The sequence below is a fragment of the Brevibacillus sp. FW306-2-1A-C05A genome, assembly GCF_058781555.1.
The window spans coordinates 16,693-33,590 of sequence record NZ_JBYSWV010000027.1 but is presented as its reverse complement, the minus strand read 5'-3'; the positions used below and the strand labels follow the sequence as shown (position 1 = coordinate 33,590).

General features: G+C 55.7%; 11 protein-coding genes. 4 read left to right on the top strand and 7 right to left on the bottom strand.

The window, feature by feature from the left end:
* Positions 1–6 precede the first annotated feature (6 nt).
* The 6 genes from AC3WJN_RS16305 to AC3WJN_RS16280 all read right to left on the bottom strand — a co-directional run bounded on the left by AC3WJN_RS16305 (position 7) and on the right by AC3WJN_RS16280 (position 8,702).
* Positions 7–2,487, bottom strand: a complete 2,481-nt coding sequence (locus AC3WJN_RS16305; protein ID WP_007783225.1) for a septation ring formation regulator EzrA — start codon at positions 2,485–2,487, stop codon at positions 7–9.
* 98 nt (positions 2,488–2,585) lie between these two features.
* A complete protein-coding gene (refZ, locus tag AC3WJN_RS16300) occupies positions 2,586–3,188 on the bottom strand; it encodes a forespore capture DNA-binding protein RefZ (protein ID WP_007783223.1) in 603 nt (200 codons plus the stop codon).
* Positions 3,189–3,696: 508 nt separating this feature from the next.
* Positions 3,697–4,602 (bottom strand): hypothetical protein, encoded by a 906-nt coding sequence (locus AC3WJN_RS16295; RefSeq protein WP_007783220.1) that lies wholly within the window; start codon positions 4,600–4,602, stop codon positions 3,697–3,699.
* Between the two features lie 124 nt (positions 4,603–4,726).
* The gene (locus tag AC3WJN_RS16290) at positions 4,727–5,722 is read right to left on the bottom strand and encodes an MBL fold metallo-hydrolase (protein WP_007783218.1); all 996 of its coding nucleotides are present in this window, start codon (positions 5,720–5,722) and stop codon (positions 4,727–4,729) included.
* Positions 5,723–5,841: 119 nt separating this feature from the next.
* Positions 5,842–8,082, bottom strand: a complete 2,241-nt coding sequence (locus AC3WJN_RS16285; RefSeq protein ID WP_035317231.1) for a sensor domain-containing diguanylate cyclase — start codon at positions 8,080–8,082, stop codon at positions 5,842–5,844.
* A 38-nt stretch (positions 8,083–8,120) separates the two neighbouring features.
* A complete protein-coding gene (locus AC3WJN_RS16280; protein ID WP_005828158.1) occupies positions 8,121–8,702 on the bottom strand; it encodes a histidine phosphatase family protein in 582 nt (193 codons plus the stop codon).
* Between the two features lie 337 nt (positions 8,703–9,039).
* On the opposite strand from AC3WJN_RS16280, the gene AC3WJN_RS16275 reads away from it, so the two are divergent.
* Both AC3WJN_RS16275 and rpsD read left to right on the top strand, forming a co-directional pair.
* Positions 9,040–11,328: an S-layer homology domain-containing protein gene (locus AC3WJN_RS16275; protein WP_007783213.1), complete on the top strand. Its 2,289-nt coding sequence runs from the start codon at positions 9,040–9,042 to the stop codon at positions 11,326–11,328.
* Positions 11,329–11,619: 291 nt separating this feature from the next.
* Positions 11,620–12,219, top strand: coding sequence for a 30S ribosomal protein S4 (gene rpsD / locus AC3WJN_RS16270; RefSeq protein ID WP_005828154.1), 600 nt, complete (start codon positions 11,620–11,622; stop codon positions 12,217–12,219).
* Positions 12,220–12,356: 137 nt separating this feature from the next.
* Here rpsD and AC3WJN_RS16265 read toward each other — a convergent pair whose 3' ends face one another.
* Complete coding sequence (locus AC3WJN_RS16265; protein ID WP_005828152.1) at positions 12,357–12,917, bottom strand: helix-turn-helix domain-containing protein; 561 nt, start codon at positions 12,915–12,917, stop codon at positions 12,357–12,359.
* Positions 12,918–13,028: 111 nt separating this feature from the next.
* Here AC3WJN_RS16265 and AC3WJN_RS16260 point away from each other — a divergent pair, with 111 nt between their 5' ends.
* Both AC3WJN_RS16260 and AC3WJN_RS16255 read left to right on the top strand, forming a co-directional pair.
* Positions 13,029–13,610, top strand: a complete 582-nt coding sequence (locus tag AC3WJN_RS16260) for a LysE family transporter (RefSeq protein WP_007783211.1) — start codon at positions 13,029–13,031, stop codon at positions 13,608–13,610.
* A gap of 130 nt (positions 13,611–13,740) precedes the next feature.
* On the top strand, positions 13,741–16,881 hold the full coding sequence (locus AC3WJN_RS16255) for a penicillin-binding protein 1A (protein WP_007783209.1): 3,141 nt from the start codon (positions 13,741–13,743) through the stop codon (positions 16,879–16,881).
* Positions 16,882–16,898: the final 17 nt, after the last annotated feature.

Here is a 16,898-nt window from a genome sequence, read left to right as displayed (position 1 = left end):
GGATGCTCACCCCTTTTTCTTTCTGCGCAAAAGCCAGCGGTTATCCGCCTCGGCTGGCGCACCTTCCACGACGAGACGCGCCTCCTCCGCCAACTGGTAAGCTTCCGTGAAGGCCAACTGCCTGAACGCCTGCTCCGCTTTGGTCAACAGCTCATTGACGTGCCGGTTTTGCCGGCGGTAGCGGTTGGTGTACTGGATGGCTCCCTCCGCCAACTGGCAGGAGGAAATCGTCTGCTCGGCCATCCGCTCGGTTTCTACGACCAGTTCGCGCGCATCCTGAATCAAAATCGCCACTTCCTCCAGATCGTAGCGGTATTGCTCCATCACCATCTTGATCCGCCCCAAAGTCTGGACGACTTCTTCAAACATATATTTGAGCTGATCCGGAATGCCCGGCAAATAGCTTCGCTTGATCTGCTGGCGCACGCGAACGAGCGTGCTGGAGATGCGCTCCAGCTCGTCGAGGGCATCGTCCTCGGTTTCGATCAGCAAATAATCCGGCTCTTCCTCCAGATGAGGCTCCTCCAACTCCGGCTCCGCCTGACTCTTCGGAATGACCAGCTCGTATTCGGTTTCCTCTTCGTGCTCACGGCTTGCCTGCTGGGCGGGCGCATGGGGCACCGAGGTTTTCTCCGGCTTCGCAGGCCGCTTGACTGCCTGCAACAGCACAGCCCGTTCTGCCTCGCTCAACTGGTCGCTCGTCCCTGCCTCAGTCTCTGCGTGTGCGGACAGATCCACCGCTTCCTCCTGCTTGGGCGCGGACAATCCTTGCGCCTCGCGCCCGAACGCTTGCGGCTCTCTGTCGATGACAAGTGGCTGCGCTGTCTCCTTGCCAGCCAGGTTCCACGCCTCCGCAGCCTGCTCGATGATCGCTGCGACCTCCGCTTCGCTGACTTCCCGTTCTTTTTCTGCCAATGCACTGTTCGTTCTTTCCGGCTCTGCCTCGTCTGCGAGCGGCTCCTCTGCAAGCACAGGCGGCTTTTCCAGGGCTGGCGCCGCAGCGGCTGCTGCCTCGTGCTGAGCGAGCACGCCTTCTTCAATGCTCTGGTACGTCGTGTCAAGCAGCACGTCAAACGCCTTGGAATGAGTCATGACCATCTCCAGATTGCCCTCTTCCAGCGCGGTTTTTGCGGAGGAAAGCAACTGTTTGGCCTGCAGCAGCGCCTTGTCCAGCGAATCCTGCTTCAAGTCGAAGCCGTCGCGCGTCGCCTGGCTGATTCCGTCCTCCAGTTGCTTGAACTCTTCCGGCATTTCCTTTTTCACGCGCTGCACCAGCGCCGGAATCTGCTCCATCGCTTGGCCGACCCGCTCCAGAATCTGTTGGGCCTTGAGCGTCGTATCGTAGGCGCCAATATCGTCGCCCGCCGCCCGCGACGTTTTCACGAGGTTGCGCATCGTCTCTACTTCGTCCAGCGACGCTTTCAGTTCGTGAAAAGCCAGTCCGTATTCCAGCCGCAAATCGGACAGGCGGCGCTCCATCTGCTCCACCTGCTTACCGATCTCCGGGATGACGACCTTGTTTTCCTGTTTGGCAATCGCTACCTTTGTCGTGTCTTCCTTCAGGTCGTTCAGCTCATCCTCGATCTGCGTCAGCGTCTGCCGCGCTTCATCGAGCATGCCCAAAGCCAGGGAAAACCGGAAACGGTCGCACGCTTCCTCCGCATCCAGAATCATCATCTCCACGTCTGGAATGCGGATGCGCAGCAAGTTTTCTTTTTTGTCAGCCAGGTGGTGGTAGCGCACCTCTGTCATTCCGCTGGAGCGGCGCAACGGCTTTTCCACCTCGATGACGTTGATTTTTTCGACCAGCTCGTCCTTCCAATCCTCTACATCATCGACTTGCTTGAAGATCCCGCGGCGGCGAATCATGGCGTAGATCAGCATGACGGACAGCACCGCGAACACAGCTCCGATCGCGTATATCCACCACGGAATGCCGCCGAGCGCGTCTTTTTCTTCCGGCTGCTCCTGCGCTGCCGCATCAGCCGCGCCCGCAGTCGTTGCAGCCTGCTTGTCGGAAAGGCTGCTCAGCTCCCGGTTCACTTCCCCGATCACAGTCTGAATGCCGGTCAAATACTGCTTCTGGTTGCGAAAAGGATCGTAGTACGACGCGATTTTGTCGTGCAACAACTCCATCGTCACGCCTTTGTTCTGCAACGCAGGCCCTGCGTACATCCCGATCTGCTCCGTGTTGTAGTCGAGCACGACCATCATCGCGTCATCAGCCAAATTGTAATTGTCAAACAGCTTCTGCGCGTACATGTCAGGGGATTCTGCTTCCGGAGCCGTGCTTTCCACCACGACAACCTTGTAGCTGCCAGGCAAGTTTTGCATCGATTTTTCAAACTTCGCCTTTTCGTCTTTTTTCAAATAGTTGTCGGCGTCCTGCACGACCTCATCGGTTTTGTCCGGAAAAGGCGTAGCGTACGCCGGATTCGTGTATAGCAACATGCCTGCCAGACAGAGCAGGAATAGTCTTCGTTTCACTTGTCAAACATCCCCTTTAGAAAACTTGGCTGCGCCAAAGCCATTGGCGGAGCCTTCGCTGCACTTGTGCAAAATAAAGTCACAGGAGAGGGCACATCCTATCCGGGCAGCAAAATCCCGCGCAAAAAGCGCATGATGGAATCGTGCAGCCATCTGGCGAACTCCTCGGAAAACGGCTCCAGGTCGTAAACCTGGCGAACCATTTGCGGTTGTAAAAACGGATATATCATCTGGCTGCTTACGGCCAGCACTATACGATCAACAGAGACAGGCAAAAAATCACCCGATGCCACGCCGCCCTCCAATACGCGCGAAAGGCCGTGCTTCCATCGGCTCATGTACAGCGTCATCACTTCACGGGCAAGCATCGACTCGACGCTCAACTCCCGGTGAACCAGCCGGGTGATCGGCGCATGCTCCATCTGGAAGCGCAAATACAACTGGATCACCTGTTCAAGTCGGTGAATGGCAGAGACATGCTCCTGCTCGGCTTCCTGTTCTTCCAGCAGCCGAAACAGCGTCTCAAAATAAGAGGCGATCAAGGTCTCCAACACTCCCTGCTTGCCCTGGAAGTGATAAGAAATCAGCGCGGAGTTCACTTTTGCTTCAGCAGCGATTTGTCTAACGGAAGTCCCTTTGTAGCCGTACGTGTCAAACAGCTTCGCGGCTGCGGACAAAATGCGCATTTTCGTCTGATCCATCGCTGGTTCCCATCCCCTTTACGCTCCGGCTTCACCAAGACCGGAAGCGACGATTGCCCAAAAGAGAAGCGACCGCGAAAATCGCAGAAGTCTCGTCTGCAAAATGCCTGATGCGGTCGCCGCAGACGCTTGGTTTCATCAGGCATCTTTCCCATTGTACCGATTATTCGACGCAAAAAGATAGACCTGTTGTTAGTTCGACAAAGTTTTCCAGTATTCCTTCTAGGAATTAAGACTCCCTCGCAAAAAAGCGCAAAGGAAAGCGGCCCGTTGTGCACATCTTCACAATGAGTAAAGACGGACAAAGTCCGCAAAGCGTTACCTCATCCTGCCTGAAAATCTTGCGAGCCAAAGCAGGCGGGCACGCACCTCCGGCCCATCCGTCACAGCAGCCGCCTTCCCGCCGCTTTTGCCATCGTCCGCGCCGCTTCGCAAACCGTCCGCCTCACGGAAAAAAGACGCTCCCTGTCCGCTGACATGGAAGGTAAGCGTCTTTTTCTTTGCTTGCTTATTTGCCGCCCTCTGCCGGGGCCGGAACCGGCTTTGCCCGCCCGTAGTTTTGCAGGTAGGTCTCCACCTGGGAATGCTCTTTTACCCGCTGGTCGTTCAAGTCGTATGCGGAGCGAATCGACATCGTCATGTTGGTCGGAAGCATCGTCGTTTTGTTGTAGTAAATCGTGTACTCCGCTTCGACGTCCATCTGATCGACCAACGCCTTCACGTCCTGGGACGGTTTCGCCTGAATCGAGGTGCCTCCCTGCCGCACGCTCGCACCTGCCCAGTCCCCATCAGAAAGCTGCATCGCCAGCTTCAGCTTCGGCTTGTGCCCGGGAAACGGCCCTGCGGCGGACTGAATCCGCGAGCCGGTGGCACTCTGCTCCTGCAGTTGCGCGGCCAGCCACGCCTTCAGCTTGGCTGAATCCAGCGTGACGCCGATCGCTTCCAGATCGTCCTCGGGGTTTTCGTCCGGCAGTTGACGGATGCCTTTTTTCATCTCATCCATTTGCTGGAAACAAAAACTGGGACTCCAGTTGTCCATCTCCTGCCGCAGCGCAACGCCTTCTCCCGGTACGGGCTTCCATTTTTCCCCTTGCCCTTGCTTGGCGTACAGCTCGCTGCCCTCGCGCAAAAGGGACAAAGTCTCCACCCGCTTTTCCTCCGGGACGGAAATTTTCACATTCATATACTCCGCTTCGCCGTCTTTTCGCCCGGAAAAGTTCACCATGTTGGCATTGGCGCTGTTTGCTGTCAACAGCTTGGTCCTGCCGTAAAACGCATACGAGCTTTGGGCCGCAAACTGGTCGCGCACCTGTTCAAAGGTGGAGCTGGGGTTTTGCTTGACGCCCATCTGATTGCAGCCGGCCAAAGCCGTGCAGGCTACAGACAAAAGGCATATCGTCCAATACTTGCGCATAGGCTTCCTCCCTCGGTTACCCTTTGGCCACTTCCAGGTGGTTCAGGGTAATTGTCCCTTTTATCGTTTCCGGGGAGGAATAGGCTTATTCTGCTTGGACAGCCAATGACAGGGATTCGTCTGGCTACAGGTGGTAGTACAAAACGCCGTCTTTCTCCTTGACTTCGACCTGGTGCAAAATCGTCAGCAGATCAATGTGCCCGATCGTCTCGGAAAGCGTCAACGGCAGCTCTTTTTCGTACAGCGTAGGGAACAGCAGCGTGGTCAGCTCGTAGGCGGTTTTTTCGCCGTCGGCAAGCAGGCTGCGCAGCGTGTCTGTGCGGCTCCAGTTTTTTTGCAGCCGGGCCAAAATCAGCTCCCGATGGTCGGTGACGATCTCGCCATGGCCGGCCAGCACCCGCTCCACCTCCATGTCTGCACACATCTGCAGCGCCGTCCGGTATTGGACGAGCGTGAGCGGCCGTGCGCCCGAACGATCCCGCGGTGGTTCGATAAAGGCATTGGACGAAATATGTCCGATGATGTGGTCGCCGCCGATCATCGTTCGATCCCGCTCCCGGTACAGGGACAAGTGGCTTTGGCTGTGCCCCGGCGTGTAGAGCACCTGCCATTCCTCCAAGTTCGGCACCCGCTGCTTGTGCTTGAGCAACACGTCAATGCGGCTTGGCTCGGAGAAGGTCTTCATCAGCTTGTGAAACTTGGCGATGATGACCAGCATGTCGCTCGGCACGCCGCTTTTTTGGTACAGCTCCAGAAAAAACTGGTCGTGAAAATGCATGAAGTCCTCATCCAGCTCCACGTACGGCGCTGCTTGCGGATGGGCCAGCGTCACGGCGCCGGAGAGCTGCCGCACCTTTTCCAGTTGACCACAATGGTCAACGTGGTGGTGCGTCAGCACGATCTGCTCGATCTCCTCCACGCGGACTCCGGCAGACTGCAATCCTTCCGTCAGCGCCTGCCAGGCCTCGTCTGTCTTCGGCCCCACATCCACCAGCGTCAGCTTGTCGCCTTTTACCAAATAGACGTTGACCGCTCCGACACTGAACGGGGTGGGGATTTCCAGACTGTATATATCCGGTGTGATTTGTGTCGCCTTGGTGCGCAGTTCGCGTGTGTCCATGGGTCAACTCCTCCATCTGCCTTCAAGTTTGTTCCCTCTTTTACCGATATATCTTATACAGAAACAAATCACGCTGCAAAAAGGCATACCGAAAAGAGAAAAGAGCCATTGGTTTGGCTCTAGGCGAGTACAACCTGGTTTCTGCCAGAATTTTTTGCTTCGTACAACGCGATGTCCGCCTGGTGGAACAAGGCTTCGACGCTCAGATTGACGTCCATCTCCCTGTTCCATTTCGCAAGACCGCACGAGATCGTCACCCGCGGGGACGTCTCCTGCTCCACGCACTCCCTGATTCGCTCGGCGACAGCGCGAGCCGTTGCCTTGTCTACGCTCGGCAGGTAGACGGCGAGCTCCTCCCCGCCCCAGCGCGCCGCAATATCGCTGTCTCTGATACTGCGGCGGATGAGGTTGGCCACCTGAATCAGCACTTCGTCTCCTACCTGGTGGCCGAATGTATCGTTTACCGTCTTGAAGAAGTCGATGTCGATCAAAATCAGCGAGCCGTAGCTGTCCTTGGCAAGCGAGGCCCTGACCTGTTCGTTCAAGTAGCGTCTCGTGAACAGTCCGGTCAAGTTGTCCGTAATGACCATTCGCTCCATTTCGTTGTGCAAAACGGCATTCGTCATGGCGAGGCTTGCGTGCTGGCCGAAAATTTCGAGCAGCTTGTAGTCGTCAAAACTAAAAAAATGATAGCGGGAATCTGCGACTAGAAGCACTCCGCTAATTTCGCCCTCGACAACAAGCGGTACCCCCATGAGCGAGCAGCAGGAATAGAGTGAAAACGGCAGCGGACCCGCGCCAGGCTGAGCCAGAAGCAGCGTCTGCTTGCTTTGCATGATCTGCTGGAACGGCTTTTCGAGCGCATTGACGACGGTGCCGTTAAAGTCGGAAAGCGACGACGAGAGTATATCGAACTTGTCTTCTCCCGGCTGCTTTCGCAAAATGGCGCAAAACTCCGCGTCGAATGTCGCCTGCATCATTTCCGTCACAAAATCGAGAATTTCCTTCAAATCAAGACTTTTGTTAAGCTGTCTAGCCATTTCGTTGATGAGGCGCAACTCGCGGATCAGATTGCGCGATTGCTGGTACAGTTGCGCATTTTCAAAAGCGGTGCCTGCTGTGTCGGCCAAGATGGAAATGTAGTCCTTCTCGTGTTGGCTCAACGAAATCGGCTGCTCCGAAGTCACCTGCAAAACGCCGTAGATGCCTTGCTTGCCCAACAGCGGCGCGGCAATCACGGTCGCCCGCTGCTCGCCTTCCCCTACTTCTTCCGCGATCAAGCGGCCTTCCAGGTACGCTTTCGTGCTGGTGGACGGCTCCACCTCCTGGAACGACAACTGCTTGACAGGCGTAGTAGCATTCGGCTCCACCGTCAGGAACAGCTCGACCGAGAAATACGGATACAGGCTCGGGATGCTGGTGACGATCTCGTGGAGAACGTCATTGACGTCAATCGATGCCTGAATCTTTGACATGAGCTGGTAGAGCAAATCTTTTTTGCTCGCTTCGCGGCGCAAATCGTCAGACATGATCGCGCGCCAGAGCGCACAGCTCGCCTTTTCCGCAATCTCCTGCAGGAAAGCGACGTCCCGGATATCGTAGAAGCAGTCCTGCTCCTCGGGCGGCAGGTGCAAAAACAGGGCGTACAGCGGAACCGCGTTCAGGCTTACCGGAACGACGATGACCCGGTGGTTGTCCAGCGCCATCGGCGTGACTGGCTTATTCCCCATGCGCATGACCAATTGGGCGATATGAGCCTGACCTGGCTCCGCTTCTTGCGTCGTGACGCAATCCTGGGGGATCAGCACTCCCTCCTCGGAGAGCTTCACCGCCGAGCAATAACCTTTTGAAATAATGCTGCTGATTTGTCTCGTCAGGCTGGTCAGCAAATCCCGCGCGGTGTCGTGCAAGGTCAAATCGGTGACGATCTGGCTGGTTGCGTGCTGGATGTACGCATCGTAGCCCATGCGGATGAGCGGCTCTAATCCCCGCATGTAGCCCCGCAAATCGAAATCAATCTCTTTTTGCGGGATGAGCATGCCAATGATGGCGCGGACACTGCCGTCATGCTCCTTCAGCGGAAACGCTCCGCAGACGAGCTCGCTTTCGTTTTTGGCCTTGACGACAATCTCCTTCGTGCCGAGCGCTTCCAAAACATAATCGCAGACTTCCCCGGTCTGGACATACTGGCGCGCCGCCATAGACAGAGAGTTTCCAGATTGACTATCATGCATGTCCATGAAGTTGATTACACGGCCCCCGGAATCTGTCAAGAAAAGGATGCCTGGGCGCTTTTCCGGCCAAGATTGTATGATAAAATGGGCCGTGTAGGAAAAGACCGTCTCTAACTTCCCCAACATTTTACTTGACACGAGAAACTCCCTCTCTCAGCATTTTCTCAAGCTTCCAAATGGTCAGTATCATTTACCTGGAGCACTTCCCACCTGCGATCGGCATAGCGGAAAACGGAAATTCCCGTGTTGTCGATGCGCGTAATGCCAGTTCCCTGCTCCCCCGCTGTTACGTAGTGCAAAAAGCTGTTGATGAGACCGCCGTGCGATACCACCACAATTGCCTCATTCTGATGCTTCGCTGCCAGTTCGGTCAGAGCGGCCACCGCACGCCGCTGCATGTCCTCGAATGTCTCGATGCCGCAGGAAGCCTCGTCCTGATTTTCAAAGCGCGCGCGAATCTCCTCGTAGGTAAGCCCCTCCCACTGCCCGTAGCAACGCTCGCGCAAGGTAGGATGCGTGCCTACGGAAATGGAGAAATTTTCCGCAATTTTCGCAGCGGTCTCACGCGCGCGACTTAAATCACTGGAATAAACAGCGTGAATCTTCTCGCGCCGGAAGCGTCCGGCTACCAGCTCTGCCTGTCGCATGCCGAGCTCGTTCAAAGCGATATCGCTGTGTCCCTGAATGCGCCGAATCTGATTCCACTGTGTCTCTCCGTGGCGAACGAGGTACATGATGGTTTCCAAAACGCAATAGCTCCTTTTCTGTGAAAACCGCCCTTCGCAGCCTGCAGGTCTGACGCCGAGCGGAGATTTATTCGAAGAATAGAGATGACCGCTTGCGGTCAATCAAACAGTCAAGGCTGTCTTTTTCAAGTTGAGATGGATAAGTACTACTTAATTATATAAGATGGTTGTTCACAATTCTAGTTTGATCCGTTAACATTTGGTACAAAATTCCTATCTTTCTTGCCTGTTCGCAAAATCGCTCTCTATTTTTTCTTAGGGTGAAATGAAACGATTTCGCTTTTCCCCTCGTCAGAGGTTGTAAGCAAATGCTACTACACCTCGGGGGGAATCTTTCATGAAGCCTTGGATGATCCGATCCAGCTCATTCGTATTGACAGCAAGCCTGCTGCTTCCGCTTGCACAAGCACACGCCCAGTCGCCGGAAACTGCCACGAGCAAAATGGTCAACAGCACGCAAATGGACAAGGCGACCTTGGCTGCCACGAGCAAGGTAAAGCTGTCGAAAGAAGCGGCGCTGACCCTTGCAGCCAAGCTTGTACCCACCAGCGGGCTTACGCTGACAAACGTGTCGTTCCGTTCGGCTGACGGCTGGCGCTCGTTCCCGGAATGGTCGTTCGGCTGGAACAAAAAGGACCCGAACAACGAAAAAGTACTCCTGTCCTACAGCGTCAGCATCAACGCCAACACCGGGGAGCTGACCTCCTATTCCCACTACGACCAAAGCCGGAACAACCTGCCTTACGCCAAACGGGTGTCCTATGCCGACGCCCGCACAGCGGCAGAGCAGTTTTTGCAAAAGCACAACCCGGGCAAAGCCGCAGAAACCCGTCTCTACCTGCGCGAGCTGCCCGAGCCGAAAACGCCGCTTTCTGCCGACGTCTCCTACACGTTCCGCTTCGTCCGGGTCGTAGACGACGTGCTATTCCCGGACAACGGGGCGGACATCACCGTCAATGGCGCAGGCGTCGTCAGCGATTTTTCCTTGTCGTGGAACGACGTGAAGTTCGAGAAGCCAGACAAGCAAATTTCGTTGGAGGAAGCGGAGAAGCTGTTCCAGGAGCAGGCAGACCCGAAGCTTTCGTACCTGCTTCCGTGGAAGCGAACCGGCGCTGAGAAAAACACCGTCACGCTCGGCTATACCAATCCGTTTACGTTCTACCTCGACGCCCAGAGCGGAAAAGCGTTGAACCAATCGCTCTCGCCCCGCAGCGAAAGCAACGAGCCTGTCGCGGTCAGCAGCAAGCCGCTTTCCCCGCGCCGCTCGGGAGGAGCGCTCAGCCAGGAGGAAGCCATCGCCTGGGCGGCCAAGACGTTTGACCTTGGCAATTACGAGCTGCGCTCCGCCAACTACAGCGAGCGAGACTACCAGGGCAACCGTTCCGTCTGGAATCTCGAATACACGGAAAAAGGCAAGGAAAAGGATGGCTACGTCTTTGTCGCCTTTGACGCTGTCACCGGCGACGTTTACTCGTACAGCAAAGACCGGCCGCTGCGCAAAGAGGAAGAAAAGCCCGCCAAGACGGTCGACCCGAAAAAGCTGCAAGCAGCGGCAATGGAAACGATCCGCAAATGGACGCCGACCTCGGCCCACCAGTTGTACCTGGTCGAACGCGACGAGGAAGGCGTAGAACTGTTAAAATCCAGCCGTTACCGGATCACGCTGGAACGGTACATCGACGGAATCGCGGCTGCCAGCGGCTCGGCCTACCTCAATTACGACGCGCAGACAGGCGAACTTTTGTCCTACAGCGCTGACTTTGGCAGCGAAACGTACCCTGCCAAAGTACCTAAACATCTGTCTGGCGACGAAGCCGTCCAGGCGTGGTGGAAGGAGTCGGAGGCAGAAGCGGTGTACGCCCTGGAGCCGCTCAGCGAGGAAGACAACAAAAAGGTACAGGAGCAGCCATCCTACATTCCGAAAAGGACGGCGAAGCTCGTTTACCGCGTAACGTCCACGCCGTTTGAGCAGCCTTACTACCTCGATGCGGCTACAGGCGAGTGGCGCTCTACTGCATCCGGAAAAGTGCTCAACCTGCACCGCCAGGCACCGCTCGACCTCAAGGGCCATCCGGCCGAGAAGGAACTGCTTTTGATGTACGAATACGATGCGCTCTCGCTGGAGGATGGCAAAATCTTGCCGCAAAAGCCGATCACACGCGGCGAAATGATCGAAATGCTGATGATTAGTCTGAACCAGGGACGCCACTACCCGATGTACTCCCTGGAGCGCAAGGCGACCTACAGCGACGTGGCAAACGGCTCGCGCTTCTTCTCTGCCGTCGAAGGCGCCGTGGACCGCGGCCTTTTGGACAAAAACGCTTCCAAGCTGAACCCGGATGAGCCGATCACCCGCGAAGAACTGGCCGACATGATCGTGCGCGCGCTCGGCTACAACAAGCTGGCGGACTACCCTGGCATGTTCCAGTCGCCGCTCACCGACATCGGCAACGCCAAGCATCGCGCTTCGATTATTATCGCTACGACACTGGGCATCGTGCCGACCGACAAGACGAAGTTCCAGCCGCAGGGCGCGGTGTCGCGGGCGGATGCAGCCGTTACGTTTACCCGCTTCCTGGAAAAACGCGGCAACGCAGGTACGGAGTCGGTCTTCATCCGGGATTAAACGGGAGCAACGAGGAACAGCGCCATTTCTTCCATGAATGGCGCGTTTCTTTTCTCTTGACTTATCCATACCTCGCCTAGTATGATTGATTGTATGTGTACAGGGTAGCATTGATTGTAGGTAAAAACGGAAGGATGTACCCTCTTAGTTCCCTCCCTTTACAGACTGCGGCTGAATATCTGTGAGGAGCACGATGCGGAAACGCTACCGTCCGAAGTTCGTGTAGATAAAGTAGGAACTAACCTGCCGGAAGTAAACACCTACGAATCCAATTTAAAGGAGACTGAATACATGTCACGTTACACAGGACCTCGCCACAAACTGGCTCGTCGTCTGGGCATCTCCCTCGACGGTACAGGAAAAGACATCAAGCGCAACTTCCCTCCGGGCCAACACGGTCACAACAACCGTCGTAAACTGTCCGAGTACGGAATCCAACTGCAAGAAAAGCAAAAACTGCGCCACATGTTCGGCCTTAACGAAAAACAATTCCGCCGCACTTTCGACCAAGCTAGCAAAATGGCTGGCGTAGTCGGTGAAAACTTCATGAAATTGCTGGAATCCCGCCTGGACAACCTGGTGTACCGCATGGGCTTTGCTCCAACTCGCCCTGCTGCTCGTCAGTTGGTAAACCATGGTCACTTCCTGGTAAACGGCAAAAAAGTGAACATCCCATCCTACCGCGTACAACCGGGCGATGTGATTTCCATCCGTGAAAAGTCCCGTGGTCTGCAACTGATTAAGGACTCTCTGGAAAGCCGTAACTTCCTGCCAAACTACATCTCTTTCAACGATGCTGCTGCTGAAGGTACTTACACTCGTCTGCCAGACCGTGAAGAAATGCCTTCCGAAATCAACGAAGTTCTGATCGTTGAGTTCTACAGCCGTTAATCGTCTGAAAACAAAAAGAGCAGTGCCGCCCGTCGGCCTGCTCTTTTTTATTTGTCCGGATTCCTTTGCCGCTGAAAGCGGGCAGCTTTTCCTTTTCGGACATTTTGCCTACTCTAGCTCCCCTCTCCCGGGTCGCCTCATGACACCGGGTAGTAAATCAGCATGCTGACCTGGGCCAGCCCCTTCCCCTGATTGCGATAGCTGTGCGGTCTGTCGGCCTTGAAGCGGATCGAATCGCCAGCGTGCAACGTATGTGTTTCTTCCTGGATCGCAACCGTCAACTCCCCGGAAAAAACAGTCAAAAATTCTTCCGTCCCCTCTCTGTGCGCCCCGGAGCTTAACAATCCACCCTCCTCGATCTCGACCGTGTACAGCTCAAAGCGCTTGTCCGCCTCAAAAGGAAAAGCGGGATAAATCCGGTATGCCCCGGCCTGCTCGTCCGTCAAAGCCTGCACCTCTGCCTTGCGCACTACCGTCGTGTCCGGCTGCGGCTTTTGGATGAGCGAGGTAAAGGAGATTTTCAAGCCGTTGGCAATTTTCCACAGCGTCGTGATCGTCGGACTCGATTCGCCCCTTTCGATCTGGCCGATCATCGTCTTGCTCACGCCGCTCAGCTCCGCCACCTTTTCCAGACTTAGCTTCTGCTTTTCCCGTATCTCTCTTACATTTTTGGCCAGCACGCGCTGAATGTCTTCCATGGCGCCAAAACCTCCCGTGTACAATATAACGACCGTATTGTAAAATAAAACGCATACAACATAACGACCTATACGGTCATTATAGCACACGATAGAGGAGGGAGATTCACGATGCCTGTCTTGTCCTTTTTGCTTTTTGTATTTGTGTCCCACTTCACGCCTGGTCCCAACAACATCATGGCAATGGTGTTCGCCAACAAGTACGGCCTGAAAAAGACTGTCCGCTTTTGCCTCGGCGTGAGCAGCGGATTTTTGGCCCTCATCTTGCTGTGCAGCTTTTTTCACCTGCTGCTCACGAGCTACATCCCTACGGTTACGCCTTATTTGACCTTTTTCGGCGTCTTGTACATGTGGTATTTGGCGTTCAAAATGCTCACCAGCATCCGCGGGGAGGAAAACAGCGAAGCGGACGCCAAAAACATGTTTGCGACAGGCGTCCTGCTACAGTTCGTCAATCCGAAAGGGGTGCTGTACGGGCTGAGCGTCGTCGGCACGTTCATCCTGCCCTACTTTTCCACGGCGACCAGCCTGCTCGGCTTCTCCCTGCTGCTCGGCGCCGCAGGCTTTGCCAGCTCGTTTTGCTGGAGCTTGTTTGGCTCCCTTTTTCAAAATGTTTTGTCCAGGCACAAGCGCGCCTTTCACGTCGCGATGGCCCTGCTGCTGGTGCTCAGCTCGGTTTTGCTGCTCGTGTAGCCCCTACGCTTCAACAGTTTTTGACACATTGTGACGCGGCGCGGAACTTCTCGATTGTCCCTTTCATCGCTTGTACCCTCAAGGTTCCTCGTATGGTATAATCAGGAGGTATGCTAGGGGGTCGTAGACTATGTCGAATAACCACACATCTTCCTCTGAACCGTCGAAAAAAAAGCGACGCCGTAGCCGTGGCAGACTGATATGGGTCATCGTTCAGATGGTGTTTCTGCTTGGACTCATGGGAGCTGCTGTCGCCGGAGGAATCGTGACAGGTTATGTTGCCGCACTCGTGAAGGACGAGCCAGTGCGCAGCAAGGAGGAACTGGAGGACAAAATTTTCACCAATTATCTGACTGGATTCGCCTACTACAACGACGGCTCTCTCATCGGCCAACTGCGGGCTGAGGAAGGCGACCGGCGCTTGGTGAAAAAAGCAGACGTTTCTCCTTATTTAATTAACGCCATTATTGCAACAGAAGACAAAAACTACTACCACCATTCAGGCGTTTCCTTCCAGTCCACGCTACGCGGGGCGATTCAGGAATTTACCAACCAACCTGTCGTGACAGGCGGTAGTACGATTACGCAGCAGCTTGTAAAAAATACGATCCTCTCCGCTGAAGTGAGCCACACCCGCAAAGCGCGGGAAATTTTCAGCGCCATCCGGATCGAGCGCATGTTTTCCAAGGACCAGATTTTGGAAGCCTATATGAACGAAATCTACTTCGGAAAAAACGCCAACGGCTCGAACGTTTACGGCGTTCAGGCGGCCGCCAAAGGGATTTTTGGCAAGGATGTAAAGGAATTGAACCTGAGCGAAGGCTCTTATCTCGCGGGCATGATTCAAAACCCTGGCGCCTACTCGCCATTCCGCGCCGAGAGCTACCAGCGCGGCAAGGAACGCCAGAAAATGGTGCTCGACCGCATGCTGGAAAACGGCTACATCACGCAGGCGCAATACGACGACGCGCTCAAAGCCGATCTGAAGGCGCAGTTGGCCAAGCCTACCCAGCAGGCGTATCGCGAAGTTCCGTTTTTGATGATGGAGATCGAGGAGCGGGCCGCCCGTCAGCTCGTCGATGCCGATCTCGCGGAAAAAGGGCGCGACAAGTCGACTATCGGGCGCAACGAATACCGCCAACTGGTCGAGGACAAGCGCCGCGACATTTTGCGCAAAGGCTACAAAGTGCACACGACGATTGACAAAAACGTCTACAGCATCATGCAGGCCGTCGCGGCCGACCCGAAAAACTTCGGGAAAAACCGCACCTACACGATCCGCCGCTCGAACGGCAAGACGGAAAAAATCGAGAACGCGCTGGAAGAAGTCGGCGCCATGCTGATCCACAACAAAACGGGAGCGATCCTGGGGATGATTGGCGGACGCGACTTCTCGGTCGAGCAGACGAACCACGCAACGGTTCCTCGCCAGCCTGGTTCGGCCATGAAGCCGCTGGCGGCGTACGCTCCGGCCTTTGAGCTGGGACTTTTGCAGCCAGCCTCGCCAATCGACGACGCACCTGTGCTGCTCGCCGACGGCCAGAACGGCTCTCACCTGCCGAAAAACTGGAACAACAAATGGCAAGGGATCATGAGCGCGCGGGAAGCGCTGCGGATGTCCTGGAACATCCCGGCGATCAAGACGTATTTGAAGGTCGGAATCCCTACCGCGCTGGAGTACGTCAAGAAAATGGGCATCACCACGCTGGTCGACGCAGACAACTACGCTGCGACAGGCGTAATCGGCGGACTTACATACGGAACGACGGCAGAGGAAATGACCAATGCCTACGCCACGTTTGCCAACCACGGCTCGTTCGTGGACGCCTACCTCATCGACCGGATCGAGGACAGCCAGGGCAAAGTGATCTACCGTCACGAAGCCCAACCCGTGCAAGTGTACAGCGAACAAACCGCTTATTTGATTACGGACATGATGCGTTCCGTCGTCAATGCCGGAACAGGTACGCACATCCGCAAATTCGTTCCGCGCAAGGTCGACGTGGCAGGTAAAACCGGGACTACGAACAACAGCAACGATTTGTGGTTCGTCGGCTACACGCCGGAGCTGTCCATGGGTGTCTGGGTCGGCTTTGACGAACCGTACCCGATGCCGGACGCAGACAAATACGTGCCGATGGTCGTCTGGGGCAAGGTCATGAAGGAAATTATCGAAAAGCACCCACACCTGTCTCCTCCTGACGCTACGTTCCAGAAGCCGTCGGGGATCGTCACAGCGACAGTCGACTCCAAATCCGGGCTGCTGCCAAGCGAGCTGTCCAAGCAGGCGGGGCATTTGATTACCGATCTGTTCAACCGCCGCTTCGTTCCGACGAAGGTGGACGACTCGCACCAAAAAGCGCGCCTGATTACGTACAACGGCGAGCGCTATCTGGCGAAGGAAGGCACTCCGGACGATTTCGTAACCGAAGGCATCTTCTACCGCTCCCCTGATCCGCTCCCTTCCAAGGAGCAGATTCAGGCCAAAAACAAAAGCGTTGCCGTCCAGCCGCCAGATTGGGAACAACGTCTGCCGGACAAGGAAGACCCGCGCACAGAGGTCGGCGGAACGCCAGCCGCTCCAAGCGGCGTCGTCGCAAGCGGCTCCGGCAAGCAGATCGCGCTTTCCTGGCAGTCGGCAAAAGAGCCTGACCTGGTAGGATACCGCATCTACCGCGCCGATGCGCAAAACGGCTTCGTCAAAATCGCCACGGTCAAAGATCCGGCTGAGCTGACTTTCACCGATACGACCGCAAGCCAAAGCGACGTAGGCTACTATGTCACAGCGGTCGACATCGCCGGAAACGAATCTTCGCCGTCTGCCATCGCTTCTGTCGGCGCCCAGACGTGGGAGATTCCAGGCGCAAATCCGGGCACGACGCCGACTGACAACAGCGGAAACGGCCAAACCACTCCTGGCCCATCAGGGTCGGGAGACGGCGGAAACGGCAATTCGAACTCCAATGCGGGCTCGAATACGAACAGCCCGTCTGCCGCGCCGCCTTCCGCTCCGAAATCGCTGTCGATAAAGACGAGCGGAAACAGCGTGAAGCTGTCCTGGAAAGGCAACAGCCAAGCGGAGCAGGTCATCGCCTATAACGTGTATTTCAGCCCCGATGCGGCAAGCGGCTATTTGCTGCTCGACACGGTATCCGCCACGAGCTATACACACACGGCATCTGTGCCGAACGGCAGCTACTACATCACCGCCGTCAACAGTTACGGAGAATCGCCACATTCGAACAACGTAACAGCAACCACCACAGAATAGACTAAGGTAAGGAAGAA

Bases quoted from the DNA above. Each gene is read 5' to 3' on its own strand.
- rpsD (WP_005828154.1), top strand. From the start codon at position 11,620: ATGTCACGTTACACAGGACCTCGCCACAAACTGGCTCGTCGTCTGGGC.
- AC3WJN_RS16275 (WP_007783213.1), top strand. From the start codon at position 9,040: ATGAAGCCTTGGATGATCCGATCCAGCTCATTCGTATTGACAGCAAGC.
- AC3WJN_RS16285 (WP_035317231.1), bottom strand. From the start codon at position 8,082: ATGTTGGGGAAGTTAGAGACGGTCTTTTCCTACACGGCCCATTTTATC.
- AC3WJN_RS16265 (WP_005828152.1), bottom strand. From the start codon at position 12,917: ATGGAAGACATTCAGCGCGTGCTGGCCAAAAATGTAAGAGAGATACGG.
- AC3WJN_RS16290 (WP_007783218.1), bottom strand. From the start codon at position 5,722: ATGGACACACGCGAACTGCGCACCAAGGCGACACAAATCACACCGGAT.
- AC3WJN_RS16295 (WP_007783220.1), bottom strand. From the start codon at position 4,602: ATGCGCAAGTATTGGACGATATGCCTTTTGTCTGTAGCCTGCACGGCT.
- AC3WJN_RS16255 (WP_007783209.1), top strand. From the start codon at position 13,741: ATGTCGAATAACCACACATCTTCCTCTGAACCGTCGAAAAAAAAGCGA.
- AC3WJN_RS16260 (WP_007783211.1), top strand. From the start codon at position 13,029: ATGCCTGTCTTGTCCTTTTTGCTTTTTGTATTTGTGTCCCACTTCACG.
- refZ (WP_007783223.1), bottom strand. From the start codon at position 3,188: ATGGATCAGACGAAAATGCGCATTTTGTCCGCAGCCGCGAAGCTGTTT.